The sequence below is a fragment of the Enterococcus sp. AZ067 genome (assembly GCF_051715005.1).
In the GTDB taxonomy this organism is placed as follows: Bacteria; Bacillota; Bacilli; order Lactobacillales; family Enterococcaceae; genus Enterococcus_D; species Enterococcus_D casseliflavus.
In genome coordinates this window covers 2,968,845-2,986,132 of sequence record NZ_JBIOSY010000001.1, presented here as the reverse complement: position 1 = coordinate 2,986,132, position 17,288 = coordinate 2,968,845, and the positions used below count along the sequence as shown (strand labels likewise).

At 42.4% G+C, this 17,288-nt stretch carries 15 protein-coding genes; 10 read left to right on the top strand and 5 right to left on the bottom strand.

Annotation, left to right across the window (positions count from 1 at the left end; all coding sequences use genetic code 11):
• The first annotated feature begins 251 nt into the window (after nt 1-251).
• On the top strand, nt 252-1,430 hold the full coding sequence (locus tag IGI82_RS14195; RefSeq protein ID WP_061053172.1) for an MFS transporter: 1,179 nt from the start codon (nt 252-254) through the stop codon (nt 1,428-1,430).
• A 125-nt stretch (nt 1,431-1,555) separates the two neighbouring features.
• The gene (locus IGI82_RS14190) at nt 1,556-2,443 is read left to right on the top strand and encodes a MurR/RpiR family transcriptional regulator (RefSeq protein WP_008380734.1); all 888 of its coding nucleotides are present in this window, start codon (nt 1,556-1,558) and stop codon (nt 2,441-2,443) included.
• A 35-nt stretch (nt 2,444-2,478) separates the two neighbouring features.
• Here IGI82_RS14190 and IGI82_RS14185 read toward each other — a convergent pair whose 3' ends face one another.
• Nucleotides 2,479-3,300, bottom strand: a complete 822-nt coding sequence (locus IGI82_RS14185) for an MBL fold metallo-hydrolase (protein WP_008380735.1) — start codon at nt 3,298-3,300, stop codon at nt 2,479-2,481.
• Nucleotides 3,301-3,398: 98 nt separating this feature from the next.
• Here IGI82_RS14185 and IGI82_RS14180 point away from each other — a divergent pair, with 98 nt between their 5' ends.
• The 3 genes from IGI82_RS14180 to IGI82_RS14170 all read left to right on the top strand — a co-directional run bounded on the left by IGI82_RS14180 (nt 3,399) and on the right by IGI82_RS14170 (nt 7,060).
• Nucleotides 3,399-3,554, top strand: a complete 156-nt coding sequence (locus IGI82_RS14180; RefSeq protein ID WP_008380736.1) for a hypothetical protein — start codon at nt 3,399-3,401, stop codon at nt 3,552-3,554.
• 213 nt (nt 3,555-3,767) lie between these two features.
• On the top strand, nt 3,768-5,624 hold the full coding sequence (locus IGI82_RS14175; protein WP_315037105.1) for a beta-glucoside-specific PTS transporter subunit IIABC: 1,857 nt from the start codon (nt 3,768-3,770) through the stop codon (nt 5,622-5,624).
• A gap of 11 nt (nt 5,625-5,635) precedes the next feature.
• Nucleotides 5,636-7,060 (top strand): 6-phospho-beta-glucosidase, encoded by a 1,425-nt coding sequence (locus IGI82_RS14170; RefSeq protein WP_016612701.1) that lies wholly within the window; start codon nt 5,636-5,638, stop codon nt 7,058-7,060.
• Between the two features lie 124 nt (nt 7,061-7,184).
• On the opposite strand, the gene IGI82_RS14165 is transcribed toward IGI82_RS14170, so the two are convergent.
• Nucleotides 7,185-8,069 (bottom strand): AraC family transcriptional regulator, encoded by an 885-nt coding sequence (locus IGI82_RS14165; protein ID WP_266167220.1) that lies wholly within the window; start codon nt 8,067-8,069, stop codon nt 7,185-7,187.
• 132 nt (nt 8,070-8,201) lie between these two features.
• Here IGI82_RS14165 and bglB point away from each other — a divergent pair, with 132 nt between their 5' ends.
• Nucleotides 8,202-9,308 (top strand): beta-galactosidase BglB, encoded by a 1,107-nt coding sequence (bglB, locus tag IGI82_RS14160; protein WP_010749873.1) that lies wholly within the window; start codon nt 8,202-8,204, stop codon nt 9,306-9,308.
• A 39-nt stretch (nt 9,309-9,347) separates the two neighbouring features.
• Nucleotides 9,348-9,659: an L-rhamnose mutarotase gene (rhaM, locus tag IGI82_RS14155; RefSeq protein WP_060791390.1), complete on the top strand. Its 312-nt coding sequence runs from the start codon at nt 9,348-9,350 to the stop codon at nt 9,657-9,659.
• Nucleotides 9,660-9,815: 156 nt separating this feature from the next.
• On the opposite strand, the gene IGI82_RS14150 is transcribed toward rhaM, so the two are convergent.
• Genes IGI82_RS14150 through IGI82_RS14140 form a run of 3 tightly spaced genes read right to left on the bottom strand, consistent with a single transcriptional unit; the run spans nt 9,816 to nt 13,658 of the window.
• A complete protein-coding gene (locus IGI82_RS14150) occupies nt 9,816-11,267 on the bottom strand; it encodes a response regulator (protein WP_005234181.1) in 1,452 nt (483 codons plus the stop codon).
• Nucleotides 11,264-13,033: a sensor histidine kinase gene (locus IGI82_RS14145; protein WP_142965484.1), complete on the bottom strand. Its 1,770-nt coding sequence runs from the start codon at nt 13,031-13,033 to the stop codon at nt 11,264-11,266. The genes IGI82_RS14150 and IGI82_RS14145 overlap by 4 nt, the downstream gene beginning before the upstream one ends.
• Nucleotides 13,002-13,658 (bottom strand): DUF624 domain-containing protein, encoded by a 657-nt coding sequence (locus tag IGI82_RS14140; protein WP_010749870.1) that lies wholly within the window; start codon nt 13,656-13,658, stop codon nt 13,002-13,004. The genes IGI82_RS14145 and IGI82_RS14140 overlap by 32 nt, the downstream gene beginning before the upstream one ends.
• A gap of 264 nt (nt 13,659-13,922) precedes the next feature.
• On the opposite strand from IGI82_RS14140, the gene IGI82_RS14135 reads away from it, so the two are divergent.
• From IGI82_RS14135 to IGI82_RS14125, 3 genes are all read left to right on the top strand, one after another.
• The gene (locus IGI82_RS14135) at nt 13,923-15,233 is read left to right on the top strand and encodes an ABC transporter substrate-binding protein (protein WP_128488426.1); all 1,311 of its coding nucleotides are present in this window, start codon (nt 13,923-13,925) and stop codon (nt 15,231-15,233) included.
• A gap of 188 nt (nt 15,234-15,421) precedes the next feature.
• Nucleotides 15,422-16,381 carry a carbohydrate ABC transporter permease gene (locus tag IGI82_RS14130; protein ID WP_016608843.1) on the top strand — a complete coding sequence of 320 codons (960 nt, stop codon included), beginning with the start codon at nt 15,422-15,424 and terminating at the stop codon, nt 16,379-16,381.
• 3 nt (nt 16,382-16,384) lie between these two features.
• A complete protein-coding gene (locus tag IGI82_RS14125; RefSeq protein ID WP_438842369.1) occupies nt 16,385-17,218 on the top strand; it encodes a carbohydrate ABC transporter permease in 834 nt (277 codons plus the stop codon).
• Nucleotides 17,219-17,288 lie beyond the last annotated feature (70 nt).

Genomic DNA, 17,288 nt, shown 5'->3' with positions numbered 1-17,288 from the left:
AAAAATGAATGATCGAAGGAAACCTTGCAGTAAAACAAACTGCAAGGTTTTTTCGCAAACAATCGGTGACGATCTCCAGCAAATGCAGAAAACCAATGCTTTTCAAGCATAAAGCCTCAGCGTAGGAAGCATTGGTCAAAAGCTGGCGATCCAGCAAATAATAAAGAGGTAGGAAAAGATTGCTTTGGTGTCTTATCCGGTTGAGCTCAGAGAAACAAAAATAGTATTTTGTAAAAAGAAAAGGGGTAATTATGAAATTTTTTTCTATGAAGTTGTTGGCACTGCTGTCGGTGGCAATGGTTGTCTATTCGGCACCGGCGATTTCTGCCAATGTCCCAGCGATTGCGGCAAGTTTTCCAGAAGTTGATGCGGTCTACATTGGGTTACTGACCACGATTCCATCATTGTTTCTTTTACTGGGGATTTTTACTACCAGCATGATCGAAAAAAGGATCGGCAAAAAATACACGATGGTCACCGGCTTGGTCATTGTGGCGGTTTTTGGCACGCTGCCGGCATGGTATCAGGGGAGCTTTCCCGTCTTGTTTCTTTCTCGAGGGATTCTTGGCTTCGGGATCGGCTTATTCAATCGTTTGGCGATTCAAATGATTAGTTTGCTGTTTCAAAATGAGCCGCAAAAGAAAGCCAAAGCTCTTGGATTAGAAAGTGCCGTCGGTGGCTTAGGTGGTATCTTTATGACTTTGCTGGTTGGGCAGCTAGTGAAAATCAGTTGGGAAATGTCCTTCTTGGTTTATGGCTTTGCCCTGATCAGTCTCTTCTTTGTCCAGCTGTTTATTCCAAACGAAACACAGGCTGTGACTAATGAGACGTTATTGGCGAACGTCACGGTTTCAAAAGAACGGAAACAGCGATCATTCGTTCTGGGTGTGCTCTTGTTTCTAATCGTTGTCTTATTTATTAATTACAATTTACAGATCACACCATTGTTATTGGAAAAAGGAATCGGGGACGCCACTGAAGGCAGTAACATGATTGCCGCCATTGCGACGGGAGCATTTATCGCCGGCAATGCCTTTGGCTTGATATACAGTCGCCTACATCGCTGGTTGCTGCCCATTGCGGCATTGCTTGCAGGAAGCAGCGTCTATTTGACTTATCCATTGCAGACAGTGGGGCTACTCTTGGGTTGTTCTTTATTATTAGGCTTTGCCTTTCGCAGCATCATGCCTTTTTTCACCCACTTGCTGACGACTGGTGGTGAAGCAGAAGCTAAGTTTGGCACGATCGTCTCGATCGTTGCTTACAATTTAGGGGTCACGCTCGCACCCTATGCATCACGCTTGCTGATACTAGTCAGCGGCAATGAAACAGCAGGGATGCAGATGATCTTATCAGGGGGCATGCTATGTCTGATTGGTATGATCGCCCTTTTGGGAAATAAATTCTTTTTGTATTTTGAACGAGGGTAGGCATACGCTGGCGTGCTCCACGCTTTTCTGTCTTCAATTCATCACTTTCAGTGCTTTTAGATAGAAAGAAACGTGAATGAATGGGACGTGTAAAACTAACAGCAGCAATCAGAAGGGAGAACCAGATGTATCTTTTTCAAAAAATTGAAGAAGCAGCGTTTAAACAAAATGATGCAAGAAGGACGATCGGTGATTTTTTACTAGGCAATCGGGAAAAAGTCAGTGAGTATACTATGGAAGAAATCGCAAAACTGACCCATACCTCAAAGCCGACGTTAGTCCGTTTTGCAAAATATTTTGGCTTTTCCGGTTGGAAAGAATTTGTGTATGCCTTCGTGCATGAACTGGCACACTTTGATGATGGCTCAGCAACGATCGATGTGAATATCCCTTTTGGTGAGGCGGCAGACACATTAGAAATCATTGAAAACTTGGCGAACTTGCGCATGCAGACGATTAAAGAAACAGCGGCACTTATGACGGTAAAAGACCTGAATCAAGCCGCTCGACTAATCAATGGCGCTCAAAACGTTGTCATCTATGGGCGTAGTCCAAATTCGTATTTCGGGCAGCTGTTTAAACGCAACTTAAACACGATTCATAAAAAAGCCTTTGTTGCGGATACGGACGAAGCGGGCTTGATTTCCCAAACGCTGACCCCGCAGGATTGTGCCATTCTTATCTCTTATTCTGGCAATAATTCAGAGACCTATCCTATGAAAAATGTGAAAACATTGCTGAAAAATGGTGTGCCAATTATCAGTCTTACGAGTGGTGGGGACAACTATTTGCGGGACTATTCGACGATCGTCTTGACGATTGCTAGCCGAGAAAAACTATATTCTAAAATCGGAAATTTTTCCACAGAAGAATCGATTCAATTCCTTTTGACGGTTTTGTTTGCTCAGATTTTTTCCCTCGATTATCAGGAGAATATCCAAATGAAAATCAGCAACGCTCGTTATTTAGAAACGAGTCGAAGAACGACGTTTAAAGAGATGGCAGAAGAATAAAAGGACCACACCAAAAACGGTGTGGTCCTTTTTTCCTATTCTAAATTGTTGGAAGTGGTTGATTTCAATTCGATCGGCTCACCGGCAGCAACTAGACGAATCCGTTTCGGATTGACGATCCGATCGTACAAAGCTTCAGGGTCCCCATTAAAAGCATCGATATGCGGAGCATCCACTGTTCCCCAATGGGAGAGGATCAATTCAGCATGAGGATAGGTATTTGCCAGTTTCACGGCGTTCTCAAAGCCGATATGCCAAGCGTTGTCGTTAAAGTCAAATAAGATCGCATCTGGTTGAGGCATCTCTAATTGTTCTGGTAAAAGACGAGAATCGCCAGGAATCCACAAGGAACCATCCGGAGTATCGATCCAAAAGCCGCAATAGTCCTCAATTTGGAAGACACGGTCAAATTTTGTCGTCTCATTTTGCCAAAGGTGATACGCCTTTGTTAAAGAAATCTCCAAATTTTTAACGGTGAATGAATCATAGATTTCGTGACCTTGGGCAGCAACTTGAAAGTGCTCTTGCATAAGTTCGGCAACATATTTGGGTCCATGGAAGCTATCGGTAACCGGGACTAATTTTTCAATCGTCGGAATGCCGTAGTGATCATTATCTGAATGGGTGATCAATACCGCATCTAAGTGAGGGACTGCCGCCGGTTTGATTGGCAGATCGATCAGTAACGGCAGGTCAAATCCTTCTAAGACCGGATCGACCATGATACATGTACCACGGCTGTTTAGAAGAATACCGGAGTTTCCTAACCAGCGAATGATCGTTTGATCTGTTTTTTGAAAAGCTTCTTCATGAAAGAAAATCGTTTTTGGGGGTATTGCTTGTTTCGCGTTTGTCATGTTTCTTCGTTCCCTTCGCCTGTTTTTTATAAATCCAACCTAGAATAGCCGTTCATAACAGGCTAGACCAAATCGTTGATTCAGTAAGGATTGCTTCAATGGTTGGGGGAAGAAGCAGTGGTTTGATCCGTTGTTGCGGGATCATCGGGGCGCTCTTTTTCGGTTGGTGGGTCCATTACGTTGAAAAAGCCTATTATGATCGCGATAAATCAAAAGTAACACAATCATCTAGTAAATTATATCATTGTTTCTAGTGGCTTCGTCAAGGCGATGTTTGGTCTTTTAATGGAATGGATTTCGAAAAAAGAGCGGTTTTTAATGAAAAGATGAAATCCATTTCGTCTTTAGGAAAATATATTGGAAACGCTCTCTATAAATGGTACATTGCTGGCAGAAAGAACAGTATGTTATACCGGTAAGCACATACAACATAGATTTTCTTTGAAATTTATTTAGGGGTGGAATGTATGAGTGAAAATTATCAATCATTAGCAAAAAAAATCGTCCAGTATCTGGGGGGACAAGAAAATATCACGGATGCCTATCACTGTCAAACCCGATTGCGCTTTAAAGTCAATGAAGAAAAGCGTATAGATCAAGGAGAACTAGAGGCACTCGATGGGGTTGCCAAATACATCAATAACGCAGGGGTACATCAAGTCGTGATCGGAACACATGTCAAAGATGTCTATGAAGAAGTCACAAAATTGGTTTCGCTTCAATCATCAGGGGCGTCGGAACCTGGGGAGAAAAAAGGACCAGCAGCTGCAGTGATCGATTTTGTGGCAGGAACGTTTCAACCAATTATTCCCGCACTGTCCGGTGCCGGAATGGTTAAGGCAGTTTTGGCTTTATTGATCGTTTTTGATGTGATCACGGCTGATTCGCAAACCTATTACATGCTGAATCTTTTTGCAGATGGTGTTTTCTTCTTCTTACCAATGATCCTGGCCTTCACTGTGGCACAAAAATTGCGATGCAATCCGATTTTAGCGGCTTCAGTGGCTGCTATGATGATGCATCCTAATTGGGGTGCCTTGGTCACAGCAGGCGAACCCGTTCACTTTTTTGGGGTTATTCCTTTTACATTAGCAAATTATACGGGATCAGTCATTCCGATCCTGATCGTGATTTTTTTCCAATCGTATGTCGAAAAGTTTTTGAACAAAGTGATTCCAAAATCAGTGGAGCTGGTTTTTGTTCCGATGCTAACATTCTTGATAATGGGTACATTAGCCTTCTCGCTATTTGGACCGATCGGTAGTATCTTGGGTGGTTATTTGGCAACTTTCTTTACCTTCTTAAGTGTCCATGCTAGCTGGGTTCCAGCGGTTTTGATTGGGGGCTTTTTGCCAATCATGGTGATGTTTGGATTGCACAATGGGATTGCTCCTTTAGGGGTGATGCAAATGGCAGAACTTGGGTATGACAGTATTTTTGGTCCAGGGGCATTGGTCTCAAACATTGCTCAAGCAACCGCAGTAGCAGTTGTCGCATTGCGTACGAAAGAGAAAAAAACTAAGCAGTTGGCGGTATCAGGGGCAATCACTGCCTACATGGGGATTACCGAACCCGCTTTATATGGCATCAATTTGCCCAAAAAATATCCGTTGGTTGCGGCAATGATTGGTGGGGCTTCTGGTGGTTTGTATGCTGGCTTGACCAATACGCATCGCTTTGCGACCGGTTCGTCTGGTCTCCCAGCAATCTTACTATATATCGGTGATGATACGATGCGCTATTTTTGGAACATCATTATCGCATTGGTGATTGCAGCTGTGGTGAGTGGGGCCGTTACCTATGTCTTAAGTTTCAAATATGAAACAAAAGTGACAATTGATGTTCCGGAGATGAAAGCAGTAGTACTAGAAGATACCGGCTTGATCAATCCTGTACCGGGAATCGTGATTCCGTTGAATCAAGTCAAAGATGACGCATTTGCTTCTGAAGCACTCGGAAAAGGATTTGCGGTCGATGAACCCATCGGTGAAGTCATTGCGCCTTTTGATGGAAAAGTCGCTGCTGTTTTTCCTACCAAACACGCGATTGGCTTGGTTTCAGACACCGGAATCGAATTGTTGATCCATGTCGGTTTAGACACAGTGGAACTAAATGGTCAGTATTTTGATGCTTTAGTAGAAGCAGAGCAAAAAGTTACAAAAGGGCAGCGATTGCTGACGTTTGATGTACCGCAGATAAAAGCTGCAGGATATGTCACACAAGTACCGATCATCGTTACCAATACACCACAATATACCGCAGTCGAACGTGTGAAAGAAGGTTTGGTAGCTAAAGAAGAGGAAGTACTTGTGGTCAAAGTTTAGGAGGAAATAACATGGGATTATCAGATGATTTTTTATGGGGCGGTGCAACGGCTGCCAATCAAGCAGAAGGTGGTGTATTAGCAGGAGGACGTGGCTTATCAAATGTCGACCTCTTACCAACTGGTCCTGATCGCGCAAGAGTCGCTGCTGGTGAGTTGAAGATGTTAGAATGGCAGGAAGATTCTTTTTATCCAGCCCAAACGGCCATTGATATGTACCACCATTATATGGAAGATATTACCCTTTTTGCCGAAATGGGTTTTAAAGTGTATCGGATGTCACTTTCTTGGTCAAGGATTTTTCCAAATGGCAATGACGAAGCGCCCAACGAAGAAGGACTGCTTTTTTATGAGAAAATCTTCAAAGAATTGAGAAAACATCAAATCGAGCCATTGGTCACGATTGCCCACTTCGATGTTCCGCTGCATTTGATCAAGGAATTTGGGGGCTGGAAAAATCGTCGGCTCATTGATTTCTATGTGACCTATGCGGAAACCGTCTTCCAGCGCTATCGCGGGTTGGTCAAATATTGGCTGACGATCAATGAAATCAATATTTTGCTACATCAGCCCTTTGTAGGTGGCGGGATCGTCTTTAAAGAAGGGGACAATCGTCAAGAAATCAAATACCAAGCAGCGCATCATCAGTTAGTCGCCAGTGCCTTAGCAACCAAAAAAGCTCATGAGATCGATCCGACCAATAAAGTCGGCTGTATGCTGGCTGGCGGCAGTCATTATCCTTATACTTGCCGACCTGAAGATTACCAAGAAGCAATCAATCGTGATCGCGAAGGCTATTTCTTTATCGATGTGCAAGCCCGAGGCAAATACCCCAATTATGCCTTGAAAAAATTTGAGCGAGAAGGCTTAACGATCAAAATGACACCTGAAGACGAGGCGATTTTAGCGGCTTCTCCTGTTGATTTTGTCAGTTTTTCTTATTACTGTTCGCGAACGGTCAGTGCCCATCCAGAAGACTATGCGCAAGCGACCGGGAATCTCTTTCCATCAATTAAAAATGAACATCTACCATCGACTGAGTGGGGGTGGCAGATTGATCCGTTAGGACTGAGAAATTCATTGAATCAATTGTATGATCGCTATCAAAAACCGTTGTTTATCGTAGAAAATGGGTTAGGGGCGATCGATACCCCTGATGAGAACGGGGTTGTCGCAGACGATTATCGGATCAACTATTTAAAAAAACATATTCAAGCCTTCAAAGATGCGGTGATGATCGATGGCGTGGAACTACTTGGTTATACTACTTGGGGTTGTATTGATCTTGTAGCAGCCAGCACGGGTCAAATGAGTAAACGCTACGGCTTTATCTACGTGGATCGAGACGATCAAGGCAATGGTACCTTGAAACGAACCAAGAAAAAATCCTTTGAGTGGTATAAAAAAGTGATCGCTTCAAATGGGGAAGTTTTATAATATACAAAAAGAATGACACGAGAAAATGTGTCATTCTTTTTGTATTGTGTCGTGCAACATCAGGACAGGCAAGCAGGAACTCTTTTTTTACACGAGCCAATGGTGGACGCTTTGCAATGGCTTGCTATTTTTTCCCTGCAAAATGCGCAAAACGGACAAATTGATTTTGGGCTTCTTCTCGTAAAAATTCTTTTGGTGTCAGCTGAAATTCTTGTTTAAAGCAGCGTAAAAAATGGGTATAGGAGTTGAAGCCGCAAGCTTCGAAGGTGGCGGTGGCGCTTCTGGTTTTACGTAAAATTTCTTTGCTCTTTAAGAGTCGTTTCTTGACGACATAGGCATGAAAGGCGACGCCAGTTTCTTTTTTGAAGGTCCTTGAAAGCGAGTATGGACTCATGAAAAGGGCCTTGGCGACGGTCTCTAAGGAGAGATCAGCGGTCAAATGCTGATTGACATAGGTAATGGCAGCCAAAATGTCTTTATTTTTGTAAAGTGAATCGGATAAAAACAGCGGTTCTTTTTCCTGATAGGCAATCGTATTGATGGAAATCAAAAACGCGATCAAATGATTTTGATAAAGTAAGTCGGTGCCATAATTGCTATCCGTTTTTTTGCGCAAAGGTCGCAATAGCTGGTCTAGTTGGTCGGCATCGATCGATAAAATACGACTGTTGATGCCGCCGTTGCTACGAAAACAGGCAGTGAGATCTGTTTGGGTAGTGGAGAGGGCAGCGAGATAACTAGGATTGATATACAGGTAGGTTCGCTCGAAAAAATCAGAAGTTTGATGGACGATTCGATGCAAGACATTCGGAGGAATCAAGATGATCGTACCAGGTTCTAGAGGGAATTCTCCGCCATCGATAAAGAAGACCGCTGATCCTTTTAAGGTACAGTGAATCTCATAAAAACTATGGTAATGATAAAGGGTATTGTTTTCTTCTACGATGTCTTTGATATGAAAGGCCTCAAAGCGATCGTTGATCATCGTGTCCGCACTTTGCTTCTCCATGATTGGCTCCTTTCGTGCTCGTTTGATTTTATCATACAAGAATAGATAGTAAAGTGTCAATAACTGCTATTTTTGTGTAAATGTAAGCGTGTTACGATCAATCTATCAAAGAGAAATGAGAGGATGAACCCAATGGTGATTTTAGAACAGTTATTTGTGGAAAAACGTGTTGTGGAAGAAAAAATTGATCGCATGATCGAAAATTTAACGACGATCAAGGATGATAATGGTGAATTTCTATTAGACTTTGACGGCTTGATCGTTGATGATAAAAGCTGGGGGATTTGGAACTGGCCGCAAGGGGTGGGACTATATGGCATTTATAAAAACTACCAAATCACCAAAAATCCTAAAGCGCTCCAAGTTGTGGAAGAATGGTTTGAGCAGCGGATGTTAGAAGGCGCGCCCCCTAAAAATGTCAACACGATGGCGCCGCTTTTAGCAATGGCGTATCTTTATGAAGACACCAAAGATTCTCGTTACTTGCCTTACCTTGAACAATGGGCGGAATGGGTCATGCATGATATGCCGCGAACCGATGAAAATGGTCTGCAGCATGCGACCTATGGACCAGAAAATCGCAACCAGCTTTGGGACGATACCTTGATGATGACTGCTTTGCCTTTGGCCAAAATTGGCATGTTGCTGAATCGTCCGGCTTATATCGAAGAAGCAAAACAACAATTTATGATCCATATCAAATACTTAGTGGATAAAAAAACTGGGCTTTGGTTCCACGGCTGGACCTTTGAAGAACGCCACAATTATGCACAAGCGCTTTGGGCAAGAGGCAACTGCTGGATCACCATTGCGATTCCTGAGATCATTGAAATTCTCGACTTGCAAGAAGGAGACGCGTTACGGGGCTTCTTGATCAATACCCTCTTAGACCAACTAACTGCCTTGCAAGAAATGCAAGATGAAAGTGGCCTGTGGCACACCTTGTTAGACGATCCTAGTTCGTATGTGGAGGCTTCCGCGACGGCTGGTTTTGCCTATGGGATTTTAAAAGCCGTTCATAAGCGTTACATTGACAAAGCTTGGGAAGATGTTGCCTATAAAGCGTTAGCCGGTTTGATCGAACAAGTCGCAGAAGATGGAGAAGTCCAAAATGTTTCCATCGGTACTGGAATGGGAGAAGACTTGGCGTACTACAAAAACATCGCGATTACGGCGATGCCTTACGGGCAATCACTGACAGTCTTAGCATTTACTGAACTATTGGTTTCATTTTGTTAAGTTAAACACCTTACGCAATGAAGAGAGGAGCAGACAAAGATGATCAAAAAAGCGATTCGGATGAAGCTACATCCTGGTTATGAAGCAGAATATGAAAAACGGCATCGCGAACTATGGCCAGAACTAAAAGAGCAGCTCATAGCACACGGGGCGAAAAGCTACCAGATTTTCTTAGATCCAGAAACCCTTGCGTTGTTTGGCTACCTTGAGATTGAAGATGAAACCCGCTGGCAGCAGTTAGCGGCAACCGAGATCAACCAAAAATGGTGGCATTACATGGCAGAACTCATGGAAACAAATCCTGATGATTCGCCAGTGACACAGGAGTTAAAGGAAGTCTTTACGCTGTAAGCTAGACAAAAATGCTCATTCCTTAAAACGAACACGGTCGCATCAGTTGTTTGACATCAATCACTCGTTAGTCAAAGAGGTAGTTCGCTCACATTCGTGAGCGGACTACCTCTTTTGTTGAAATAGCAAAACAATGCTTTCGTTATAGAAGAAACGTTAAGAGAGAAGGGCTTTTTCTTGCTGCTTCAAAAATTTCTTTGGTGTCATACCAGTAATCTTTTTGAACGTTTGAACAAAATATTCGGGCGCATTGCTAAAGCCCGTCATCGCTGCCACTTCGTAGACTTTGTAGTTTTTCTTCAGCAGTTCTTGTGCTTTTTGGATGCGGTATTCGGCTAATTTTTGATTGAAGCGAATCCCGGTTTCTTTGTAATAGGTTTTTCCTAAGTATTCAGGATTTAAGTACAAAAGATGGGCTGCGATCCATTTCAATGACAATGCTTCATGGTCATAATATTCTTCGATGATCAGGTTGACTTTTTGGGACAGCTGCATGTTCTCGCTATCATCTAAGCTGCCCCGCATCAAATCGATACAGTGAAGCAGCATAAACTGGAGTTCGTGCCAATTATTCAAGAGCATGATCTTTGGGGAATAGTCATCAAAGTAAATGTCTTTTTTGATGCGATGGTTTTCAAAAATTGCCGATAACAAATCGTTGACCTGCAGCCGCAATAGTTGGACAGGGTAAAGCTCCATGCGACAGGTAGAAAAAAAGTTTTCCGTAAGAACTTGGGCTAAAGTCAGTTCGCCTTTGTCGATCAATGCCAAAAGTTTTTCACGGTATTCCATATAGAGACTATTTTCATAGACATTTTCTTGTGAGATTTGGGCTTCTTGGATGACTTCAAAGGTATCAAAATAAAACTCCTTATCCAAGTTTCGCTTGCCTAAATGATAACTGAGTAAAAATTTTTCGGGAGTTTCGACCCAGCAATTGATGGCGATCCCTTTTCCTAGATGCGCAGCCTGTACCTTCGTTTTAAAAAAGAGATTAAAGGTATTTTCCGTACTGAAGTTCAGGATATAGCCAACTTTGTTTTGATGACCGATCACCAACTCGTGATGGTTCTCATAGCTTTCGATCCGCTTAGCGATGGCGTGATAGAATTTCGAATCAAATAAGTACATACAAAATGGAAAAACGAACGATTCAGGCAGCGGTTCTTCTCCGCAGCTATTGATGTATTGTTCAATTTGTTGTTTTAAATAGAGGGTAGATTCCATTTGGCGACGTTCAGAGCGTTCGATCGTCTCAGCCAACGCTTCTGAAAGCTTGCTCGGAAAAACAGGTTTTTCAAGGAAAAATTTGACCCCTAAAGCCATCGCTTCTTTGGCAAAGGAGAAGCTGCCAAAGCCTGTCAAAATAATGATTTGAATCGCAGGATTGATGGCTTTTAATTTTTTGATCAAGGCAAGTCCATTGACTTTAGGCATATTGATGTCGGTAATCACGATGTCGATGGTGTTTTGCTGACAAAATGCCAAGGCTTCTTCACTGTCTGTGTAAATTCCTTTGACCACTAATGGGAAATCAAAAGAAGCAACGAGGTTAGCCACACCATTTGCTATCAAGGGTTCATCGTCAACAACGAGGATATTTTTCATGTTTCACTCACTCCTTTTAAGGGGATCACAAAGCGCACCGTCGTCTTTTTGAAGGGAATCGAGGAGACGATGGCTAACGACGCTTGATCACCATAATGCAGTTGCAATCGTTTTTGAATATTGGTCAATCCGATGCCGCCTTCTTTTTCAATCGAGAAGTTGGCTTTAAAACCAGGGCCATTGTCAGAGACACTGACTTGGAGAAAGGTTGCTTGTTGTTCAATCGTAAGGACGAGGCGACACGTCTCCTTCATATCATTGACGGCGTATTTAAAGACATTTTCAATCAATGGTTGAATCAGTAACTTAGGAACCTTAAAGGACAGGTCATTCACCAAAATTACTTCGATATACTCGATCCGTTTCCCGAAGCGAACGTTTTGAATATTGATATAGGCATGCACGATATCTAACTCATCTTGCAGCGTCGTGAAGTCAGACTTGGTATCGATTTTTTTACGAAACAAATAGGCAAGGGAGGTGACCATCTCTGAGATCTGCCACTGCTGATTTTCAATGGCGATCCAGTTGATCGAGTCTAACGTATTGTAGAGAAAATGTGGATCTAATTGCGCTTGCAATCCCTTAAATTCGATTTCTTGGGACAAAATACGCATTTCATAATTGTCCTTGATCAAGGCATTTAATTCATCGATCATCGTATTGTAGCTTTCGTAAAGGACCATGATCTCTTCTTGACTATTTTCTGGGACAGCGAGGGTCTTTAAAGAGGCCAGTTTTTTCGTTTTCCGCAGAACGGCCATTTGCGAAGCCAAGTCAGCTAAAGGACGGGTCAGCTGATTGCTTATTTTCCGAATCACAACAATAATCAAACATAAAAAAGGCAAACTCACAGCGATGGAAAGGCCTTGTAGTTTATAAAGATCCGCTAAGACTTGGTTTTCAGGCAGTAAATAAATGAAGGTCATATTCGGCATCGTCTTCCGATCCATTGCATAGTAGTACTGGCGATTATCAAACGTCATGGAGCCGATCGATCGCTGGAAGGTTCCCATTTTCTGCTGCAAGGTATTTTGATCCGCAGCGAGGGTTTGCTCGTCATTTGCGGTACTATAAAATTGGTTCTGATACGCCATGAAAAATTGGTTTTGTTCAGAGACAATAGGAAGACTTTCGATCTCGTTACGAAAGAAGGACGTATTGACTAGAAATATCACCGTACCAATATAGGTTAAAGAAAGATCGGCTGTTGAATAGATTTTTCGCAGGTAGACACCTTGAGAAAGGTCTTTTGCAAAAAACCAACTCCCTTTGGCAGGCTTATCGGGCAAAGTCTCGATCATATCTTTGATGGTTTGGCCATTAAAGATATGGTCGGTCTCGGCTAGAAAGTTGATCATGTTTTCGTTCGTTGGGGTAAAGAGATAGACGTTTTGAATCGTTGATTCATTGCGTACGAGGGCGTTGATTTCTGCACTTAAGGCATTCTTTTGGTCGATCGCCTCTAAGGATTGCAAGGAATCTTGTGCCAAGATCCTTTGTAGGCCATTTTGGATCGGTGCACTATCGATAATGCGAAAAGAGAGGGTTTCGACGGCAGTTAAACGTTTGGCGATATTTGTTGAAATGATCGAGACATCTTTATACGCGGCTTCTTTCAGCTGCGCCATGTAGACTTGTCGCCAAACTAAGGTCAGGAGAACAGCCAATGAGACGATAATTGCCACCGTCGCAAAAAAGACAAAATGTAACTGTCGCTCAAAAGGCTGCTTTTTAAAGTGATTGATCAGCTTCTGGGACTTCATGGACACTGCCTCGCTTTGCTTGCAATTGTTTGGTTTTTTCAATCATCTGACCATGAAAAAATTCAGCGAAAAACAAGAAAATCACCAGTCCAAAGACGAGTAACAAGGAGGTTTTGGCAGTCAATAAGAGAAACAATAAATACCAGGTAAACAACAAGGCAAGGCCTTGCAGTGGGTAGCGAAAGACTAGAAAGATACTGACGTACAAGGTCTGTTTCCAAGCGTGTTGTTCGGCTTTGGCATAGGTCATAAAGCTGATGAATGCAGTGTAAAGGAGGAGAATCGTTAAAAGTAAATAGACAGGGCGCAGCCAAGCCATTTCAGTCGGGAAAAAATGAGTAATCCGTAAGTTAAACAACAACAGGAGTACTGTACTTAATAATCCGATGCCAAAAAGGGAAAAGGTGCGAAAGGCTTGCTTGTAGGCTTGCCAGAAGGCAACAGCTGAATAGTCATGACCAGTTTTACGAAAATCATGTAAACATTTGATCGTGACAGCGGTGGCAGGACCGAAGCCAAAAATCCCCAACCCTAAAAGGGTAAAGAAAAGCCATAAAAGGTTTAATTTAGCAAAATAAGCTGTTACCGTAAAAAGACGAAACAGTCCGGTTTGTATTTTTTTCATTGTTTCCACCTACCTTGTTTTTTGAAAAGTAAGCCTTTTCAACGCTAGTATAGCATAGTATATTGGAAAAAATAGAGCATGTCTGTTTTTTTACATTTTTCATCTGTTTTTCTATTTTTTTCTAGCTATTGCCGGTGAAGGCTTAGCCTTCAGCAAAAACGGCAGTCTAGTTTTTCACATATTTGCTCTTGTTTTTTCATTTTTATTAACGAGGATTTCCATTACAATCACCTTGTAAGCGCAAACAAAAAGGAGTGTAGAAGAATGAAGAAAACTTTTTTAAAAGCAGCGAGCTTGTTGTTTCTTGGTGCGACCTTAGCAGCTTGTGGCAACAACGGCAATAGTAGCGGAAGCTCAGAAGCTGATGCAGATGGGAAAACGACGATTTCCTTTACCTGGTGGGGCTCAGAAGTCAGACACGAGAAGTATATCGAATCGATCAAAGAATTTGAGAAACAAAATCCTGACATCAAAGTTGAATATGAATATGGTTCTTGGGATGACCATTGGAAAAAACTAGCAACAAAAGCGGCTTCTGGAGAATTACCTGATGTGATCCAGATGGATGTGCAGTACATTGCGCAATATGGAACGAAAAATCAATTAGCAGATATGTCGGAATTTATCGGCAATGAGATTCAAACCGATGATATCAAAGAATCGATTTTAGCAACTGGCGAGTTAGATGGAAAAGTTTTTGGCATACCAACTTCTGTCAATACGATGGCGATGCTCTACAATCCATCATTGGTAGAACAAGGGGGCACTGGGATCGACTTTAGCAATTATACCTTCGATGACCTTGTAGAAAGTACGGCAGCGATCGCTGAAGCAACCGGTGATTATGGTTGGAATGATAACAATGACAACAGTACGATTTTGCAATACTTTTTACGTACTAAAGGCGAAGATCTATACCAATACGATGCAGACGGCAAACCAGAGATCGGTTTTACCAAAGAAAACTGGATTGAATTTATGGGGGCTATCGCGGACCTTACGGAAGCCAAAGCAATGCCAACCGCAGAAGTGACTAGCAATGCCAACAGTATGGATCAATATCCGTTTTCTCAAGGAAAAGCAGCTTATATGATGACTTGGTCCAATCAATACTTGACCTATAAGGCCTCCGCCGCAGAAGATGTCGAAATCAACTTGGCTCGTCCATTCGACTCAGAAAACGGGGCGATGGCGTATCGACCAGGGTTCTTTTATTCGATCGCGAATGCTTCTGAATCAAAAGAAGCAGCTGCGAAGTTTGTTGACTTTTTAGTGAATAGTGAAGAAGCCAATAAGATCATCGGTACTGAGCGGGGGATTCCTTCCAATGATGCCATCAAAGAATTGCTTTATGCCGACATGACACCAGAAGAACAAGAGTCCTCTGATTTCTTAGATGATATTGCAGACATCGTCGGTGATCCATCCCCAATCCCACCAATTGGGTTTGCTGAAATCAACACGTACTTTAAAGAGCTGTACGCAGAGATCACTTATGGCACCATGACACCAGAAGAAACATATGATGCCTTTACGCAACGCTGCGAAGAAATTTTTGCAGAAAACTATCAATAAACATAGATGCGGCGCCTTTACTGACTTTTTCAGTAAAGGCGTTTTTTTAGGAGAAGCAATGGAGGAAAAAATATAGGTCCTCTAGTTTTTCACATTTCTGTGCTTTTTTTTCTATTCATTCTTAAGAAGCACTTCGTTAAAATCAACTTGTAAGCGTAATCAACTATAGGAGGTAGGAAGTGAAAATTATGGAACTACAATCAAAATCACCCACGGCAAAAGAACCTGGGAAACTCAAAAGCTGGTTTAATCGATTACCAGAATCAAAACAGAATATGGTTACAGGCTACTTATTTATCTCACCCTTCATCATTGGCTTTTTTGCTTTTATTATCGTCCCGATGGGGATTTCTCTTTTTATGTCTTTTCATGACTATGATTTATTGACAGAGGCGCAATTTGTTGGCTGGAATAACTTTAAGACGATTTTTACGAATGATCCCAAGTTTGTTCAGTCACTGACTGTTACGCTGAAATATGTTGTGTTGGCAGTCCCTTTACGGCTGATCGTCGCATTAGCAGTGGCGATGCTGATCAACCGCCCATCGAAATTAAGCGGCGCTTATCGGGTATTATTTTATATCCCTTCGATTTTAGGTGGGAGCGTGGCGGTCTCGATCATGTGGCGGAATCTTTTTGGCGATTCAGGGTTGATCAATGGCGTGCTAGCGGCGATCGGCTTAGACCCGATCTACTTCTTTAAAAGTCCTGGCTTAGCGTTGATGACCTTGATTTTATTAGCAGCGTGGCAATTTGGCTCGTCGATGTTGATTTTCTTATCCGGTTTGAAAAATATTCCGAAAGATTATTACGAAGCGGCAGAAATTGATGGGGCAGGAAAAATCAGACAGTTTTTCAATATCACGGTTCCAGTCCTGACGCCAATCATCTTTTTCAATCTGATCTATCAAACGATCATGGCCTTTTTGACGTTTACACCTGCGTTTATCATTTCGAATGGGACGGGTTCACCCCGTAACGGCACGTTAGTCTATTCCTTGTACATGTATCAACGAGCCTTTACCGATTTCAAAATGGGCTATGCTTCAGCCTTAGCGTGGATTTTACTGGTCATCGTCGGGTTGATTACGATTCTGTTGTTCGCAACATCGAAATTTTGGGTGTTTAAAGAAAACGAGGAGGTTTGATTGATGCGTGAACAAAAACAAAATTATTTCTTTGATGCCGTGATCTTAGTTGCTGCATTACTGATGCTTTATCCGATTTTCTGGCTGCTGTTTAGTGCCTTTAAACCTAGTAGTGACATTTTTCGAACGGCAACGGAGTTGATCCCCCGCAGCTGGACGTTAGAAAACTTTACTAAAGGCTTTGAAGGGATCGCAGGGATTTCCTTCATTCGCTATATTTTCAACTCGTTGCAAATCGCGTTGATTTCAATGGTAGGGGCGGTCTGTTCTTCGGCTGTCATTTCTTATGGATTTGGTCGAATTCCTTTCAAAGGAAAAGGCTTTTGGTTTGCTTGTATCTTGGTCACGATGATGCTGCCGCAAGAGATCATCATGGTGCCTCAGTATCTTTGGTTTAATCAATTAGGCTGGCTTAACTCGATTCGTCCGGTAACCGTTCCTTCATACTTCGGACAAGCTTTCTTTATTTTCATGATGGTTCAATTCGTCTCTGCGATCCCGACAGATTTAGATGAAGCAGCAAAAATGGACGGCTGTGGACGGGTCGGTATTTTCTTCCGCGTGATTCTACCGTTGATGAAGCCTTCCTTGGCAAACGCTGCGATCTTCTCTTTCTATTGGAAATGGGAAGAACTGATCGGACCGATGCTGTACCTTACACGTCCGCAAAACTACACGGTATCGATTGCCTTAAAGCAGTTCCTAGATGCTAGCAGCACCTCCAATTGGGGAGCGATGTTCGCGATGTCTGTCGTCTCCTTGCTGCCTGTGTTGATCATCTTCTTTATTTTCCAAAAATACATTGTTGAAGGCATCAGCACGACTGGTCTTAAATAAGTGTGGAAAAAGATATTCGCTGTTTTGGAATATCTTTTTTCTATTGAATGAATTCGTTGAAGAAAGGACA